The organism is Ruegeria sp. (assembly GCF_040830605.1).
In the GTDB taxonomy this organism is placed as follows: Bacteria; Pseudomonadota; Alphaproteobacteria; order Rhodobacterales; family Rhodobacteraceae; genus Ruegeria.
Map to the genome: position 1 here is coordinate 443,360 of NZ_JBFOMD010000008.1, position 16,169 is coordinate 459,528.

The window sequence follows — 16,169 nt, forward strand, 5'->3', positions numbered from 1 at the left end:
GTCATGCCACGCGCGATCTTACCCATGAGGGGCGTGTGCGCCCGACGCGCATCACCACCGATTTTATCTCCAGGAATTCATCAAACCCATATCGCCCTATTTCTCGTCCCTGGCCGGATTGCTTTACGCCGCCAAAGGCCAGTTCCGGAAACCCGTCCATCCATGTATTGGTCCACACTGTTCCCGCTTCGGCCCGGCGCGCAAACGCAAGGCAAGTATGAACATTCTCGCTCCAGACCCCAGCAGACAGACCATAACTCGTACCATTTGTTAGCGTTACCGCCTCGTCAAGGGTGTTGAACTCAAGAATGCTGAGCACCGGTCCAAAGACCTCGTGGCCCGCAATCTCCATGTCGGGCGTCACACCGCTGACCACAGTCGGTTGATAAAACTGCCGACCCAGCCCGGGCACGTCGAGATATCCCCCTCCCAGTTCGATCTTTGCCCCGGCGGCCACCGCGTCCCGAACATCGCCATCGATCTTTGAGTTATGTTCCGGCGTCACGATCGCACCGACTTGCGTGTCCGGGTTCAAAGGATCTCCAAAGACCACATCACGCGACAATGCCACAACACGGGCAATAAAGTCTTGGGCAATGTCTGCGTGAACGATGAGGCGGCTCGATGAATTACAGCACTGGCCAACGTTGAAATAAGCGCCAAACACCACGGCATCCGCGGCATCGTCGAGATTTGCATCGGGAAAGATCACCTGCGCGTTCTTGCCCCCCAACTCCAGCGCGACCTTTTTCAATGTACCGGCAGAGGCTTTGGTGATCGCTTTTCCCACAGCGGTGGAGCCCGTGAAGGTCACCATATCAACCGCATCATGCGTCGACATCAGGCTGCCCACGGGATCACCAAAACCCAGGACGATGTTGCATACCCCCGCAGGGAGGCCCGCTTGTTCCAGCAACTCGCCCATCATCACGGTCGATGATGGCGTCACTTCGGATGGTTTGACCACAACGGTGCAGCCCGCGGCCAGTGCAAAAGGCAGTTTCTGGCTGAGAATCCAAAATGGGAAATTCCACGGGGTTATGATCGACACCACGCCAATCGGCTCTTTCAGCACCACTCCCAACATGTCGTCGCCAAGCGTGTTGTGACTGTCGCCATGAGTGCTGCGGGCAAGCGACGCCGCGTAGCGCCACAAGTCGGCGGCCCCGGACACCTCACCGCGCGCCTGCGTGATAGGCTTGCCGCTTTCCAGAGTTTCCTGGAGCGCGATACGGTCCACATCGGCCTCAATGAGTTCAGCAACCTTGAGCAGGATGGTTGCACGATCCTTCCCTGACGCGCGGCTCCAGACGCCGGAATCGAAAGCACGGCGGGCCGCCTCGATAGCCGCCTCGGTTTCGGCCACACCGCCTTTTGCCGAGCGGCTGACCACCACACCATGAGACGGCGATACGCGTTCGAACGTCTCTCGCCCATCCCGCCATTTCCCGTCTATGAAATGACGGCCCTCAAACACGTCCGGCAAATCGGCCGTCATCGATGGATTGATCGTCAGTTGCTTCATGTCGTCATTTTCCGGAAAACTCTGCGGACCGTTTGTTCAGAAAAGCTACGACGCCTTCGGCCCGATCCTCACTTGCAGCGATAGCCGCGCCTCCCAGCGCTTCGACCATGGCGGCGCGGTCTTCACCCTGAGACGCATGAATCATCGACTTGGAGACTTCGGTGGCGCGCGGCGACAGACCGGAAAGCTGTGCGGCGATGTCCTTGGCCGAAGACAAGGCATCGTCGGCAATTTCGGCGACATAGCCGAACGCGGCAGCGCGATCTGCCGAAATGCGGCGGCCCAAAAGCGCCATCTCTTTGACCACCGGTTCCGGCAACAGCCGCAACAGGCGTTGCGTGCCCGACCAACCCGGCACTATTCCGACGCGCGCCTCGGGCAAGGCGAGAGTGGCCGTGGGCGCCATGACCCGGATATCGCATGCGCTGGCCAGCTCAAGCCCGCCCCCGAACGCATGGCCGTTCAGTGCTGCAATCGTCGGCAGATGCAGGCGCGCCAAACGATCAAACACCCGGTGGCCCCGGCGCACCCAGTGCCGCGCAAACTCGGAAGGCGAGAGCGAGCCCCATTCCGCAATGTCAGCACCACAGCAAAACGCCTTTGCACCAGCGCCCGTCAGAATCACGCCACGAACATCCGTGCGTGTTTCGAGCGCGTCGAGATGATTGCCGAGCGTGTCGAGCATCCCCATCGTCAACGCATTGAGCTTGGACGGGTTGTCCAGCGTCAGGACGGCAACGCCCGCTTCGACTTGCAGGGTCACATCACTCATAGTGCAAGCCTCATGGGCCCTTCTGAAAGAAGGGTCTTAGGCATGAGCGTCGCGTTTTCGGCTATGGTCACCCGCCCGTCCGAGGCGGCGACGATGTCGGCCTGCGCATCGATGCCGGGCATGATCTCGGTCGCAACCAGCCCATTCTCGGTCAAGCGGATCACGCATCGTTCCGTCACGTACAAAACGTTCTGGCCCTGCGCGCGGGCACGCCGACCCGCGAAGGTCACATGCTCGACCGTCTCAACCATTTTGGTAAAACGGCCGCGCTCAAGCACCTTTACACCGTCATCGCTGAGATCAATCCGGGCCCCGGCCTCGAACAGGCCCGAAAAGACGATGTGGCGGGCCTGCGCAGTGATGTCGACAAACCCGCCACAGCCTGCGGTGAGATACGGTTTCTTGCCAAGTTTTGAGACATTTACGTTGCCCTCCACGTCGACCTCGAGGAACGACAGAAACGACATGTCGAAACCTGCGCCTTGGAAATAGATGAATTGCTGCGGCGAAGGGACAAACGCATCGGCGTTGGACGCGCAGCCAAAGGCGAAACCGGTCAGAGGCACTCCGCCAACGGCACCCTGTTCGATGGCCCATGTCACCGCTTCGGGATGCCCCTCCTCCAGAAGGATGCGCGGCACCATGGCACTTATGCCAAAGCCAAGATTGGCGGTCATACCGACCCGTAATTCTTGTGCGGCCCGGCGGGCAATCACCTTTTCAACGCTGTGCTCAGTGAGGGCAAAGCTGTCCCAGGGCCGCATGACCTGCCCCGAGATCGCCGGATCGTAAGGAGTTTCACAGGTTTGCTTCTGGTCGGGGTCAACCACGACCAGATCAACGAGATGGCCCGGCACACGCACGTCATGGGGGCGTAAGCTACCCGCAGCAGTTACCCGTTCGACCTGAGCGATAACCAGACCACCGTGATTGCGCACGCAAATCGCCTGCTCCAGGCCGCCCAAATAGGCCCCTTCATGCTCATAGGTCAGATTCCCGCGTTCATCTGCGGTGGTTGCCCGCAGGATGCAGACATTTGGCACCACGTTCGGAAAATGAAGCCAGGTATCGCCCGCAAACTCGACACGAGACACAATAGGCGCCGCCGCGCCCTGATCGTTCATCGCGCAGCCTTCGCGGATGGGATCAACGAAGGTCTCGAGCCCGATCTTGGTAAGCACGCCCGGGCGCCGCGCCGCAGCCTCTCGGTGCATATCAAACAGGATGCCCGACGGCACATTGTATGCGGCGACCCGATCCTCAACGATCATCTTCCAAATCTCGGGCATCTCAAAACTGGACGGGCCCGAGGGATAGGACCCGGCCAGAACCCGGGTCAGAAGACCGTCCTTGGCAAGGTGATCCATCCCCTTGACGCCATACATGTCACCGGCCGCGATGGGGTGCAGCGATGTGATGTTGCGCGGATGCGCCTCTGCATCGAAACGTTCACCAATGGCTCTGAGCACAAGATCTGGGCACCCCAGGGATGAGGATGACGAGACGGTCAGAACTGCATCATCGGGAATTCGCGCGGCGGCATCGGCAGCAGAGACGACTTTGCTCATGCTAAAAGCCCCCGTAGTCGATTGTCACACGCGTTCCGGATTGGGCGGCTTCCCGGACGGCATGCGCGACGGCCAGCGACTTGATCCCATCAATTCCATCGGCGGCGGGTCGGCCTTGCCCCGCGATTGCACCGACGAAATCTGCAACCCCCTGCTCGTACAATGAGTGCGAGGAGTACGAGATATGTTCGCGTCCCTCGGCGGTCACAATCTCGATTTCCCCGACGGGTTCCTGCGTCATGACACCGCGCGCGAAGATCGAACCTTCGCTGCCATGCACTTCCAGCCCGCTGCCCGCAAACGGATGGGTGAAGCTCTCATGCGACATGACCATGGCGCCCGACGGCATCATCCAAACCGACATCGCGGAGTCTTCGACGCCATCCCCCATGCCCGACGCCGTCATCTGCGCAACGACGTCCACCGGATCCTCCCCCAACAGAAAGCGGGCGACGTCGGCATCGTGAACCGTGATGTCCGGGATCACGCCGCCGCCAGCAGAGGCATCGTTGATCCGCCATCCCTGTAAATGCTGCGGAAGGTGAACGGCGTGAAAAATCCTCAACGACAGGACCTGACCGATCCGACCTTGAGCAATCAGTTCACGTATCTTGCGATGCGACCCCGAGCACCGCAGATGGTGATTGGTGGCGAAAACAACGCCTGCATTGCGAGCGGCGCCGGTCATTTCGATAGCGTCGCTGAGGCTCATCGCCAGAGGTTTTTCACACAGGACGTGTTTGCCCGCCTCGATCGCGGCCATTGCCTGCGCATGGTGTTTTTCATTGGTGGAAGAGATATAAACGGCTGATGCGTCGTTATCTGTCAGAGCTTTGGCCAAATCTGTCGTTACGTTAGGAATCTCATGGGATTTTGCCCATTCTCCGACACGCCCCTCAGATCCACTGACTATCCAGGAGACATCGTGTCCCGCCTGCGACCTGACTGCGCCAATCATGTATTGTGCTGCGATGGTGCTGGCACCAACAAAAACCCATCTCATGAGTCGCCCTCAAATTTAGATCGTTCCAAACGATTACTGGATCGTTCCAAATTGTGCAAGAGAAAATCCGTGAGCGCAGATTTGGGACTCGAAACTGAAGGGCTTTCAGCGGACTAGGCGATTGCCGGCTACGCTCTTGCCACCTTGGGCCTGATACTGTGATGGCACTGGGCAAAGAGCTTTGCGTCAGGCCGCCTACACTCGCAGCGTGTCGATCGAATTAGTTATTGAGGGAACAACGGTTTCGAAGCTCAGAGCGCAGCCCTGCGCATCATTGACCATTGCCGTCAATGCAACCGGTTTGATGCTTTTATTGCCTCGGCTTTCCCAGCCGACATCCCAACGCCTCACCTATGGAGCTTACGCAAAGCGCCCTCAAGGTCCTTAAGCAGCAAGGGAAACGGCCGCTCGGCTGTCTCGGCCTTTCTGCCTATCAGCACATAATCCCAGCCATCACGTCCCTGTTGGGGCAGAACCGCCCGGGCGGCCTCACGCAAGCGGCGTTTGGCACGGTTGCGGGCCACCGCGTTGCCAACCTTCTTGGAACAGGTGAAGCCGACACGGATACCCTCAGCCTCGGCGGGCGCACGCTTGCGGGCCTGTACCATCATCGAGGCCGTTCCCTGACGTCGGGCCCGCGTGGCTTTCAGAAAATCCGCACGCTTTTGCAGCACCGTCAGAGAGACAGGCGCGCAAACGGACGCCGCCGGGGGCGTTTCCCCGGGCTGGTTGGTACCATCCTCAGGGGCCTCCGGCGGCGTCATGTTCGTCAGACCTGGGTCGGTGAGGCGGTTTACGCGCTCAGCGACTTGCGGCCGCGGGCGCGGCGGGCGTTCAGGATCTTGCGGCCGGCCTTGGTGGCCATGCGCGCGCGGAAACCGTGGCGGCGTTTGCGAACCAGGTTCGAAGGCTGATAGGTGCGTTTCATCGCTCCGTCTCCAATCTTTGGCGGTCGGGGTGCGGCGCGGATTCGCCTGCCCGTGTGTTCGAAGCCCGTCCTCTACTGGCAAGTGCGGGGTAAGTCAAACCCCTCAAACAAGGTTTCAGGGTGGTTTTGCAACAAAATACACCCCAACCCGGGACAAAGGTTACAGAATCCCGCCTTGTCACCGAAATGGCTCACATTTTTCCGGCCAGACTTCAAGGCGCCGTGAGGTCCCTGTTGCTTGGGCGTACCCCGGCGCATGTTGGGGGACAAGATGACCCGAAATACACAGAACAAGCCGATGAGCGACACGACACATATGCCCCGGCGCGGTTTGGCGCGCCATATTCCCTTGATGGTGATCCTCGCCGTTGCGATGATCGGCTATTTCACCCTGCGTGATTACCTGAGCTTTGAGACCCTGCGCGATAACCGCGAGGCCCTGCTGGCCTGGCGCGATGCCAATTACTGGGCGATGGCGGGGGCGTTCGTCGCGCTCTACATCGTGATCGTTGCCTTTTCTCTGCCCGGAGCGGCGGTGGCGTCGATGACCGGCGGGTTCCTGTTCGGGCTGTTCGCGGGCACCGCGTTCAACGTCACCGCGGCCACCATCGGCGCATCGACGATCTTTCTGGCGGCACGCTGGGGGCTGGGACAGGCGCTGACCGCGCGGCTTGAGGCCTCGGAAGGCACGGTCAAAAAGCTCAAGGACGGGTTGCGCGAAAACGAGATTTCCGTGTTGTTCCTGCTGCGGCTGGTGCCCGTGGTGCCGTTCTTCGTCGCCAATCTGGTACCCGCGCTGGTGGGGGTAAAGTTCCGCAACTTTCTGCTGACCACGGCGCTGGGCATCATCCCCGGTGCCATCGTCTACACCTGGATCGGCGTCGGTCTGGGTGGTGTGTTCGACCGGGGCGAGACCCCCGACGTCTCGCTGTTGTGGGAGCCGTTCGTGATCGGACCCATCATCGGCCTCTGCGTACTGGCGGCACTGCCCATCGTCATCAAGGCCGTGCGCGGCCGCAAAGAGGTCTGACCCATGCAAAAGATCAAGACCGACATCCTGGTCATCGGGGCCGGGTCCGGCGGCCTATCTGTTGCTGCGGGCGCCAGCCAGATGGGGGCCGATGTAACCCTGCTGGAAGGCCACAAGATGGGCGGCGACTGCCTGAACTTCGGCTGCGTGCCCTCCAAGGCGCTGATCGCCAGTGGCAAGGCGGCCCATGGACAGGCCCATGCCGCGCCGTTCGGCGTGGCGGATGTCGCACCGCAAATTGACTACGCGGCAGCCAAGGATCACGTGCATCAGGTGATCGCACAGATCGAACCGATGGACAGTCAGGAGCGGTTCGAGGGCTTCGGTGTCCGGGTCATCCGCGAATACGGTACTTTCGTGTCGCCGACCGAGGTGCAGGCGGGTGAGCATGTGATCTCGGCCCGCCGGGTGGTGATCGCCACCGGCTCCTCTCCGCTGGTTCCGCCCATTCCGGGGCTGGATCAGATTCCGTACGAAACGAACGAAACCATATTCGACCTGCGGTACAAACCGGAACATCTGCTGATTATCGGCGGTGGTCCCATCGGGATGGAGATGGCACAGGCACACGTACGTCTGGGCTGCAAGGTCACCGTGATCGAGGGGCTGAAGGCGCTGAGCAAGGACGATCCCGAGGCCGCTGCGGTGGTGCTGGATGGGCTCCGCGCCGAAGGGGTTGAGATCGCCGAGGACGCAATGGTGTCGCGCATCGGCGGACAGGCCGGGGCAATCGAGGTCGAGACACAGGATGGCCGGACCTTCACCGGCACCCACCTGCTGATGGCGGTAGGCCGCAAGGCCAATATCGACCGCTTGAACCTCGAAGCGGCGGGCATCGAGACCACGCGGGCGGGTATCAAGGTGGACGAGTCCCTCCGCACCACCAACCGCCGCATCTACGCCATTGGCGACGTCGCGGGTGGGCTGCAATTCACCCATGTGGCTGGCTATCACGCCGGCATCATCATCCGCTCTGCCCTGTTCGGGCTGCCATCCAAGGCAAAAACCTCGCATATCCCCTGGGCCACCTATACCGATCCCGAACTGGCGCAGGTGGGCCTGACCGAGGCCGATGCGCGCAAGCGGCATGGCGACGTCCTGGAAATCGCGCGGTTCGACTACCACCACAACGACCGCGCCATTGCCGAGCGCAAGACCACGGGCTTCATCAAGGTGATGGTGGTCAAGGGCCGACCCATCGGCGCCACCATCGTCGGCCATCAGGCCGGTGAACTGATCAACTTGTGGTCGCTGGCGCTGGCCAATAACCTGAAGATGAGCCAGATTGCCGCGATGGTATCACCTTATCCGACGATCGGAGAGCTTAACAAACGGGTGGCGGGCGCCTATTTCTCGCCCAGGCTGTTTGAGAATCAAATGGTTAAACGAGTGGTCAGGTTCGTCCAGCGCTGGATTCCCTGACCGGAAGAGGAGCGTATGCTGAACTCGCTGTCAGGCCGCTTTCTGATCCTGACCACGGTCTTCGTGATGTTGGCCGAAGTGCTGATCTTCGTGCCGTCCATTGCCCGGTTCCGCGAGGATTTCCTTCTGAACCGGCTGGAACGCGCACAGATCGCCTCGCTGGCGCTGTTGGCCGACGACATGCTCGCCGATGATCTTGAGGCTGAGCTGCTGTCGAATGCGGGCGTCTACAACGTGGTACTGCGCCGCGACGAGGTGCGCCAGTTGATGCTGTCCTCTCCTATCCCGGATCAGGTCACACATACCTACGATCTGCGCATGGCCTCGGCATGGATGCTGATCCGGCACGCGCTTAAACGGTTCTTCACACCCGAAAACGAGATCATCCGGGTGATCGGAGAGCCGGTGCGCGATGCAGGCTTGCTGATCGAGGTCACCATGGACAGCAACCCGCTGCGCATGGCGATGATCGACTACGGGCTGCGAATTCTGCTGCTGTCACTGGTCATTTCGATCATCACCGCGTTCTTTCTGTTTCTCGCCGTGCGCGCCTTCCTGGTACGCCCGATCAAAGGCGTTGTGGGCTACATGCAGCGCTATGCCCGAGCACCTGAGGACGCGCGTGGCATCATCCAGCCGCAAGCGGGTGTGACAGAGCTTCGAGAGGCCGAAGAAGCCTTGCAGATGCTTCAGACGCAGCTCACGCAGGCGCTGAAGCAACGCGAAAGGCTCGCGCAACTGGGTGGGGCCGTGGCCAAGGTGAGCCATGATCTGCGTAACATCCTGACGTCGGCACAGCTTTTCACCGACCGCATCGAAGCCAGCGAAGATCCTCTGGTCAGCCGTATGGCCCCGAAACTGGTGAATTCCATTACCCGCGCGGTGTCCCTCTGCGAAAGCACACTGGCGTTTGGCCGGGCGGAAGAGCCTGCGCCCACGCTGACCTTGGTGCGGTTGCGCGATGTTGCGGCGGATGTGGTGGCTAGCGAACAACTGGCGATCGCCGATGCCTGTGTCGAAATCGTCAATGATGTCCCCGAGGACATGGTCGTGCGCGCCGACCCCGAGCAGATTTTCCGGGTGATCATGAACCTCGTCCGCAATGCAAGACAGGCCTTGGTTGCGGCGAACAAACCCGGCTCGATCAGCGTAGATGCCTGCGAACACGAGACGGATTGGCGCATCGAAATCCGCGACACGGGTCCTGGATTGCCTCCCAAAGCGCAGGAGAATCTCTTTACGCCATTCCAGGGCGGTGTGCGCAAAGGCGGCTCCGGCCTGGGACTGGCGATTTCCTCGGAATTGGTCAAAGGGCACGGCGGACAACTACTCCTGAAAAGCACGGGACCCGAGGGAACCACCTTTGAAATAAGGCTTCCGCGGGGCGACGGGACTTTTTGATAGAATTTTGAAGATTCGGGTTGCGCCCCACCGGTGCTGGGTCTAAATAGCCCCTCACCAAGTGGACCGATAGCTCAGCTGGATAGAGTACTTGACTACGAATCAAGGGGTCGGGGGTTCGAATCCTCCTCGGTCCGCCACTTGGCCTCCTTAAGATGTTGAAACTTAAGAGAGAATAAAATGTGAGGCAGCGTATGCCCAACATTTTACCCCACATTAGAAATTCGATGCCCACCCTGCCCTCTCAGCAATATTTGGACGCTTGTGGCCTCGCACAGTGTTGAGCAAATTGCCGCGAGAGCTCTAGTCTTTCTGGGCATGATTGATGGTCTATCCGCACCCGGTTCTGGGTAAATCGGGCTTGCCTACAGAATCTACCAGTTCCCCGTGATAGCTGCGAAAATTATCACAATCACGATTGTTACAACGATACTCCAAATTGCCGAACTCCTGTCTTCTTCATGAACGTACACAGGCCCGCCGCATTTTGGGCAAGGCTTTTTGTTCATGTTTTTAAGACTACGCCGTGTTATCCAACCGCAGTTCTCGCATTCACCTTTGAAGCCACTCATACCAATTCCCTAGAATTAGATACCATCCTTGGAATAGCTCACTAACATTACATGTTCCGTCCAATTGATGACTATGCGAAGGTTAACACATTGTTGACGGAGTGTGTTTGTGAACACCCATTTCACATTGAGCGCCATCGCGCTTGTCCTGTCTTGTTCCGTTGCCTCTGCTCAGAAGGCCCCAACCAATCCGAGCGGCGCACAGACACTTGTTTCAGCGGAGTCCTTCTGGAGTTTCGTGGCCAGAAGTAACGGTGACAAAGTGCACGACGCGGCTTGCTGCAAGGTTTGTCGAAAGGGCAAGGCCTGCGGAGATAGCTGTATCAGCCGGAGTTACACTTGTCGGAAGGGCGTGGGTTGCGCCTGTGATGGCTAGTGGCACTCAATAAATGTCGTGAAACCTTTGGCTAACTCTGCCAAGTCCTCAGGTTCCAATCGTTCGTTTTCCAAGCTCAATTGAGGCTCAACGCCATTTTGTGAGAGGAACAGCCGTGCGATTTCTCCCCTAATCGCAAAATTCACGTTCTGAGGAATATCACCGAGTGCGCCAGCTACTTTGACTGCATCAAGCTTCGAAACAACGACGCCAACCACTTCTCCGTCAGACGCTAGAAGAGGGCCGCCAGAGTTTCCGCTCTGTATCGGATTGGTGATCTGCATTGTGATAGCTTCACCTCCCAAACCCTTCAATGAAGATACGGAGCCTCTGGTGACATTGAGGCCGCCCAGTAAACCGGCATAGGGGTATCCCGCTACGGTTACGTCTGAGTTTAGCTTGGCTGAACTGGCTGAGAATACCGCGACTGCTCTTGTTGCATCGGGTTCAACTCTCAGCAGTGCAAGGTCGAATTCTTCCGAGGCATCTATAGTTTGCGCTGGTGCTCCATCAACAAATACGCTGCCGCAACCGTTAATGACGTGTGCGTTTGTTAGGACATGCCCCGCGACCGATACTATGAAACCACTTCCTGAACTGGCCGTGGCCTCCGAACCTTGATCATTTGGCGAATTAGCGGCGGTCTTAGCCTGATCTTCTTCTGCCTGCTCGACTGCAGTGATTACTTCTTGAATGACATAGTCCAACTTCCCGCCCGTGGAAATTCTTATCGGCTGAACCCGACCGCGTGAGATACTGGACGACACCGCTCCGAGAATTGCCCCGTCTCGCTTACTTGCTGAAAGCATGACGGTTGACCACGCCCCTCCAACAAAATCGGATCTTGTGTATAGCGTTGACCCGTCTCGCTTCGTTGCTGACGACACAGCTAAGTTGGACTTTCTAACCTGATATGGCTGGCCCGCTTTCTCATGAGTTCCCAAGGTGAAGTCGTGCAGGCGTTGAGCGGTGTCAACGTTGTGCACGCCAATTGAAATTGAAAGACTGCTGCCCGCATGCCTGTAGTTCAAAAAATGCTCACTGTCCTGGTCTCGTATGATTGCCTTTTCAGGCCACAGGACTGAGATACCTAAACCGGGAAAAAACCTGGTATTCCAACCGTCCGTGGAAACTAGGTCCATAAGGGACCAAGCTAGCATTGCCATATGCCAATCTTCGGGCTCAGTGCCAAACTCCGCCTGAGAATACCTCCTCAGGGCTTGGCTGCTGATTTTACCCCACGCCCCATCCAACAATCCATGGTAGTAACCTTCGAATGCGAGAGCGGTTTGAAGGAACCGCTTGTCTTGGTGAGTCAGGTCTCCTGCATCAAAGTCGCTGAGCAGAGTTTCGAAGTCCTGCGAGAGTGTTTTATTCGGCAGATGAACCCACAGAATTGCCAAAAATAGGGCAATGAACCGACAAATCACCATGGCGCTCCCACCAGCCGCACATTTCGCGCACGATTAATATCTTTAGCCATAGGGTCTTACATTCTGCGGCGTTTGGCTAGCTTTTATCCAATCGGGGTTTAGCTGCCATACCTTTAGCCCGTCCCCTACCCTAGTCCTGCTTCGAACCATAGAACTGCGCCTTGCATCGGTCATGCAACATGTTCTGGCCGCGCTTGGCCTTTTCGCAAGCACCCCTAGCAATCTTCCGAAGGGCATCGGGCATAGGAGTGTCGGCACCCACCAGCGCCACAAACCTTGCCCGAGGATATCTCGTTGTGTTTTTCGCCAAGAGCGCCGTGAACCACTGGAATCGCGGGGAGGGAAGCACGGCCATCATGATAGGGGCTCTCGTTACCTTTGCTGGCGGGGGTTTGGTCCTAGCGGGTATGGGTACAATAAGCTGGTAGCCACTTCGCCAGCGGCAACACCTGCCTGCGCACCGGGGATTGCGCCGACCGCAATAGGGCCAACCGGTTTCTTACCTCTCACCTTCTCGCCAATCTGACGGGCTTTCAGCCACCCTGCACCCTTCGCGGTTCCCTTGGCTGCGGCATGTCCGGCAGCAGCGCCAGCGGGGCCACCGGCCTTGTACCCGATGAGAGTCAGAGCGCCCTCCCATAGCTTCTGTGCCTGTCTCGCGGTCTCATATGCCGTGCCTGAGTAGTTCACAGCCCCACGCGGCGGAACCATGCGCCCCAGAGCCGTTGACAGCCGGATAAAGTCACCCCGTTCCTTGGGCGTAAACAGGACGTCGGCCAATGGCTTTGTCTGCGGGTTGTTGAAGAAGTATTTCAGGTTCTCGCTGACCTTTTGCGGCCCCCACGGGATCGGACCCGATGCCCCCGGTACTTCCGTTCCTGGCTTTTGCGTCAGTTGCCGAAATGCGGCCTGCCGGACCATGTTCCACTCATCCGAGCCTTTGCCCAGCGTGTCGCGCAGCTTTACGGCCAGTTTGGCATTCATCCTGCCGGACCCCAGCTTGGACGCCCCGAACATCCACCGCATGACCTGATCCGGCGACGCATCCTCTGAAATCATGTCCTGAATGAACTTGGACCCGGCGTCCTTGCCACGGTATTTTGCGGAATAGGCTTGCCAGAGGCCACGTGCCTTTTTCAGGGCGTCGAACCCGGCGCCATCGCCATCGAACAATCGGGCCTCAACCACATCGTCAACCCACTGGTCATACTCGCCTTTGATAATCGACAGGGCGCGCTTATCCTCGCCGCTTGCTCGGGACAGGGTTGCATTCAGATCCTTGCGGAACGTGTCAATCAGGCGAAGCGATACGCCCCCCTCACCATCCCCGCGCTTGGCAAGGCGTTTCATGAAGGCCCGGGCGCCTTGAAAGATATCCGACGTGAGGTCTATTTCCTCGTCCGCTAAGCGCGTCTGTACGCGCTGTGTAACGCCTCTGGCGACTTGGGCGGGGACGGTAACTCCGGCGTCGTCTGCGGCCTTGTACGCGGCCTGTGCAGCGGCCTTTTCGGCCTCACCTGCACGCTGCAACCTGTCTGTGACCGCCTGAGCCGCGTCAAGCTGGTCTGCACGTATCCCGTCGCCCATTTCGGTCGCAGTACTATCGACTGCGCGGCGGGCTGCCATCTCCTGAGCATTGCCCAGAGATTGGGCCTTGTTCACAACCGCGTCAGGGCCCACACCGCGCCGGGCGCGCTCGAAGTTGGCAAAGTCATTCACATCGCCGGTAACATTGTGTTTGTAGGCCGGGATACCGAATTCTTCCATGCCCGCCGCACGTGCCGCCAAGGTTGGGTCAATGCCTTCGTCTACGCCCTTGGAGAACTCTCTGGCAAAGGCGTCGCTCACTTCGTCAGCGCTGTATCCGAGTTGTTCCAGCGCTGCGCGGCCAGCGGGGGTAATACCGCCTTCCTCGGTATAGTACCGGCGATCCGCGAACAGTCGGGCGACGGGCTTGCCGAGCTTTCCGGCTGCCCATGACACCACCTTTACCGCTGGCGCAGCCGCAGCGCCGCCGACAGTGCCACCAATCAGGCCACCGGGGAGGTTGGTCAATCGACCCTCGAAGCCCTCCCCGGTGGCCGTCGCGTAGGCACCGCCCGTAATGGCCCCGGCTTTCGCCCCCTTCATGACGGCTTGTCCGGTTGTTGCCGCGCGGGCAGCGTCATCGAGTATCGCGGCAGGCACGGCAATCCCACCTGCCGCCTCAGATGCGAAAGAAGTGATGGGGTACTCGGACCTGTTTGCATCAATCTTGGCCCGCTCATTCTCAAGCGCGAAGTTGGCAGCGTCTCTGCCCCTTACCAGCGACCCGAGCGCTACCGCTTCGTCCGATAGGCCCAGCGTGCCCCATGGGGCGCCATACGCGCCACAGCGCCGCCCTGTGAGCCTGTCTGGCGATGGTGTTCGGTCAACATCTCCCGTGAGGTCATCTGGCCCGTGTCCGGGTTGAGAAAGAAGCCCTCGGGCACGCCGCCCTGCGCCACTTCGGTTTGTTCTTCATCATCCTCGATGCCCAGCAACTCGGCGGCGTAGTCATAACCCTCGCTTTCGGTCTCTGGCGTCTCTCCGAATATCATGGTTGCATAGTCAGTCATCAGATCCCGACCTCCCGGCGAAGCTGCTGCGCGACCTGTTGTTTCAGCACTTGGGGGTCCGTGATGCCATTGCCCCGCAACTGTTCCTCAATCTGTATGCCTCGCGCGTTTATCATCTTATCAACCTGATCCAGCGAACCCATGTCCCACGGGTTGCCCACGGCCCCCTGTGCCTGCCAGAGATTGTACCGGGCGATGGCCCGTTTCTGTTGCAAGATTGCCTGTTCCATCTTGGCTTGGAACTCCACCGGGCTGTCCCCGTCGAGCACGCCGGTTCCGACCTTGGGCAGTTGTTCAAGCAGGCGTTCTGCCTCCTGCGGCGTGACCGCTGCCCCGCTCAGTTCTTTCAGCGAAGTGTTGAGGTTGTTGAAGGCTTCGGTTTTGAACTGCGCGAAGTTGGCCACGAGAGATTGTTGCTCAGGCGTTGCCCTTCCCATCTTATCCATGGCCTGACCCCATGCTGCCCCGAGCCGGGTCGGAATCTGTAGATATTCCGGCCTGAGCAGCGCCTTGGTGTCCCTCAGCCGGTTCAGCATGGCTGCGGCATTGATTGTGCGCTCATCAAGCATGTTGCGCGCCTTGGTCCCGAACTGCGTGACCTGTTCCCCGCCGCCCTGTACCAGCGTGAACCCGCCTTGACCGTCAGAACTGATAACCATTCCCTTTTCCGTCGGGGTGCGCTTGAACTCGCCGGTTTCGGTATTCAACTGGCCAGCCTTGGCGCCGTATTTTGCGGATTCCTCTGGGGTAGCTGCGCGCCAATCGGGGGATGGGGGTTGCAGGCCATCGATAGGCACAGCCCTCGCGCCGCCTTCGGCGTTCATTTGCACAATCTGCCCGTCAACCTCGCGGTATACCGGCTCAGGTGGCTTAGGCGTCATACCCTCAATCTGAACAGCCGCCGGACCACCTTCCGCATTCGTCTGGACAAGTTGCCCGTCGATTGTCCGATATACCGGCTCTGTCGGCGCCCTCAACTGTGACGCCCGTTCGAAAACTTCAAAGGCATTCTCGTAAAGCGCCACGCGGTCAGGGAACTCATCCAAGGACTGGATGGGCTCGCCGCCGCTGGCAATCAACATCTGATTGACGCCCCCAAGGTCACCCTGATTGTAGAGCGCAACGGCCTGCTTGACGCCCTCCCCAATCCGCTTTGCCGTTTCCGAGGCTTGCGCGGCTGACATGGTGCGGGCGTGTTCCTCGATTTGCATCTGGAACGCTTTGCGCTGTCTGCCCATTGTCTCGTGCTTCGCCCGGGTGTTCATTGCAGCCATGGGGTCGAACTGCGCCAGCGCGTTGATAGCATTCGGATCGCCTGCCGCGATTTGCGGGCCTTGGGTCTGGTAGAGGTCTCGCAGTGCGTTTCGCTGCTGAATATCTCTGGCGGTTGCCCCAGCCTGCATGCCCTGAGCAATCGCGTTCACGAAATTGGGCTGTCGGCCCTGCAAGATGATTGATGCGTCCACTTTACTGCCCCTTTTCCGTTACGTTGTGCGTTGCCCGGCGATCCATCCATGCGGACTGTGAGGCGAGGTATTCCTC

13 protein-coding genes and 1 tRNA gene are annotated in these 16,169 nt (G+C 59.3%); 4 read left to right on the forward strand and 10 right to left on the reverse strand.

Features of this window, described 5'->3' with window-relative positions:
• Position 1 precedes the first annotated feature (1 nt).
• The 6 genes from AB3N21_RS13690 to rpmH all read right to left on the reverse strand — a co-directional run bounded on the left by AB3N21_RS13690 (position 2) and on the right by rpmH (position 5,796).
• Entirely contained in the window at positions 2-1,525 is a 1,524-nt protein-coding gene (locus tag AB3N21_RS13690) for an aldehyde dehydrogenase family protein (RefSeq protein WP_367935733.1), read from the reverse strand.
• Between the two features lie 4 nt (positions 1,526-1,529).
• Complete coding sequence (locus tag AB3N21_RS13695) at positions 1,530-2,297, reverse strand: enoyl-CoA hydratase/isomerase family protein (protein WP_367935734.1); 768 nt, start codon at positions 2,295-2,297, stop codon at positions 1,530-1,532.
• Positions 2,294-3,865, reverse strand: coding sequence for an acyl CoA:acetate/3-ketoacid CoA transferase (locus AB3N21_RS13700; protein WP_367935735.1), 1,572 nt, complete (start codon positions 3,863-3,865; stop codon positions 2,294-2,296). The genes AB3N21_RS13695 and AB3N21_RS13700 overlap by 4 nt, the downstream gene beginning before the upstream one ends.
• A gap of 1 nt (position 3,866) precedes the next feature.
• A complete protein-coding gene (locus AB3N21_RS13705; protein WP_367935736.1) occupies positions 3,867-4,868 on the reverse strand; it encodes a Gfo/Idh/MocA family protein in 1,002 nt (333 codons plus the stop codon).
• Between the two features lie 347 nt (positions 4,869-5,215).
• Positions 5,216-5,632 carry a ribonuclease P protein component gene (rnpA, locus tag AB3N21_RS13710; protein ID WP_367935737.1) on the reverse strand — a complete coding sequence of 139 codons (417 nt, stop codon included), beginning with the start codon at positions 5,630-5,632 and terminating at the stop codon, positions 5,216-5,218.
• 29 nt (positions 5,633-5,661) lie between these two features.
• Positions 5,662-5,796 (reverse strand): 50S ribosomal protein L34, encoded by a 135-nt coding sequence (gene rpmH / locus AB3N21_RS13715; RefSeq protein ID WP_005980833.1) that lies wholly within the window; start codon positions 5,794-5,796, stop codon positions 5,662-5,664.
• Positions 5,797-6,094: 298 nt separating this feature from the next.
• On the opposite strand from rpmH, the gene AB3N21_RS13720 reads away from it, so the two are divergent.
• The 4 genes from AB3N21_RS13720 (at position 6,095) to AB3N21_RS13735 (ending at position 9,789) form a co-directional block, all read left to right on the forward strand.
• The gene (locus AB3N21_RS13720) at positions 6,095-6,826 is read left to right on the forward strand and encodes a TVP38/TMEM64 family protein (RefSeq protein ID WP_367935777.1); all 732 of its coding nucleotides are present in this window, start codon (positions 6,095-6,097) and stop codon (positions 6,824-6,826) included.
• Positions 6,827-6,829: 3 nt separating this feature from the next.
• Positions 6,830-8,248, forward strand: coding sequence for an NAD(P)/FAD-dependent oxidoreductase (locus AB3N21_RS13725; protein ID WP_367935738.1), 1,419 nt, complete (start codon positions 6,830-6,832; stop codon positions 8,246-8,248).
• 15 nt (positions 8,249-8,263) lie between these two features.
• Positions 8,264-9,649 (forward strand): sensor histidine kinase, encoded by a 1,386-nt coding sequence (locus AB3N21_RS13730; RefSeq protein WP_367935739.1) that lies wholly within the window; start codon positions 8,264-8,266, stop codon positions 9,647-9,649.
• A 63-nt stretch (positions 9,650-9,712) separates the two neighbouring features.
• Positions 9,713-9,789: transfer RNA gene (locus tag AB3N21_RS13735), tRNA-Arg, on the forward strand.
• A gap of 804 nt (positions 9,790-10,593) precedes the next feature.
• Here the strand turns inward: AB3N21_RS13735 and AB3N21_RS13740 are convergent.
• The 4 genes from AB3N21_RS13740 to AB3N21_RS13755 all read right to left on the reverse strand — a co-directional run bounded on the left by AB3N21_RS13740 (position 10,594) and on the right by AB3N21_RS13755 (position 16,093).
• A complete protein-coding gene (locus AB3N21_RS13740; RefSeq protein ID WP_367935740.1) occupies positions 10,594-12,030 on the reverse strand; it encodes a trypsin-like peptidase domain-containing protein in 1,437 nt (478 codons plus the stop codon).
• A gap of 372 nt (positions 12,031-12,402) precedes the next feature.
• Entirely contained in the window at positions 12,403-14,217 is a 1,815-nt protein-coding gene (locus AB3N21_RS13745; protein WP_367935741.1) for a hypothetical protein, read from the reverse strand.
• 131 nt (positions 14,218-14,348) lie between these two features.
• A complete protein-coding gene (locus tag AB3N21_RS13750) occupies positions 14,349-14,627 on the reverse strand; it encodes a hypothetical protein (RefSeq protein ID WP_367935742.1) in 279 nt (92 codons plus the stop codon).
• The gene (locus AB3N21_RS13755) at positions 14,627-16,093 is read right to left on the reverse strand and encodes a hypothetical protein (RefSeq protein ID WP_367935743.1); all 1,467 of its coding nucleotides are present in this window, start codon (positions 16,091-16,093) and stop codon (positions 14,627-14,629) included. Before AB3N21_RS13755 ends, AB3N21_RS13750 begins: the two co-directional genes overlap by 1 nt.
• Between the last annotated feature and the right edge of the window lie 76 nt (positions 16,094-16,169).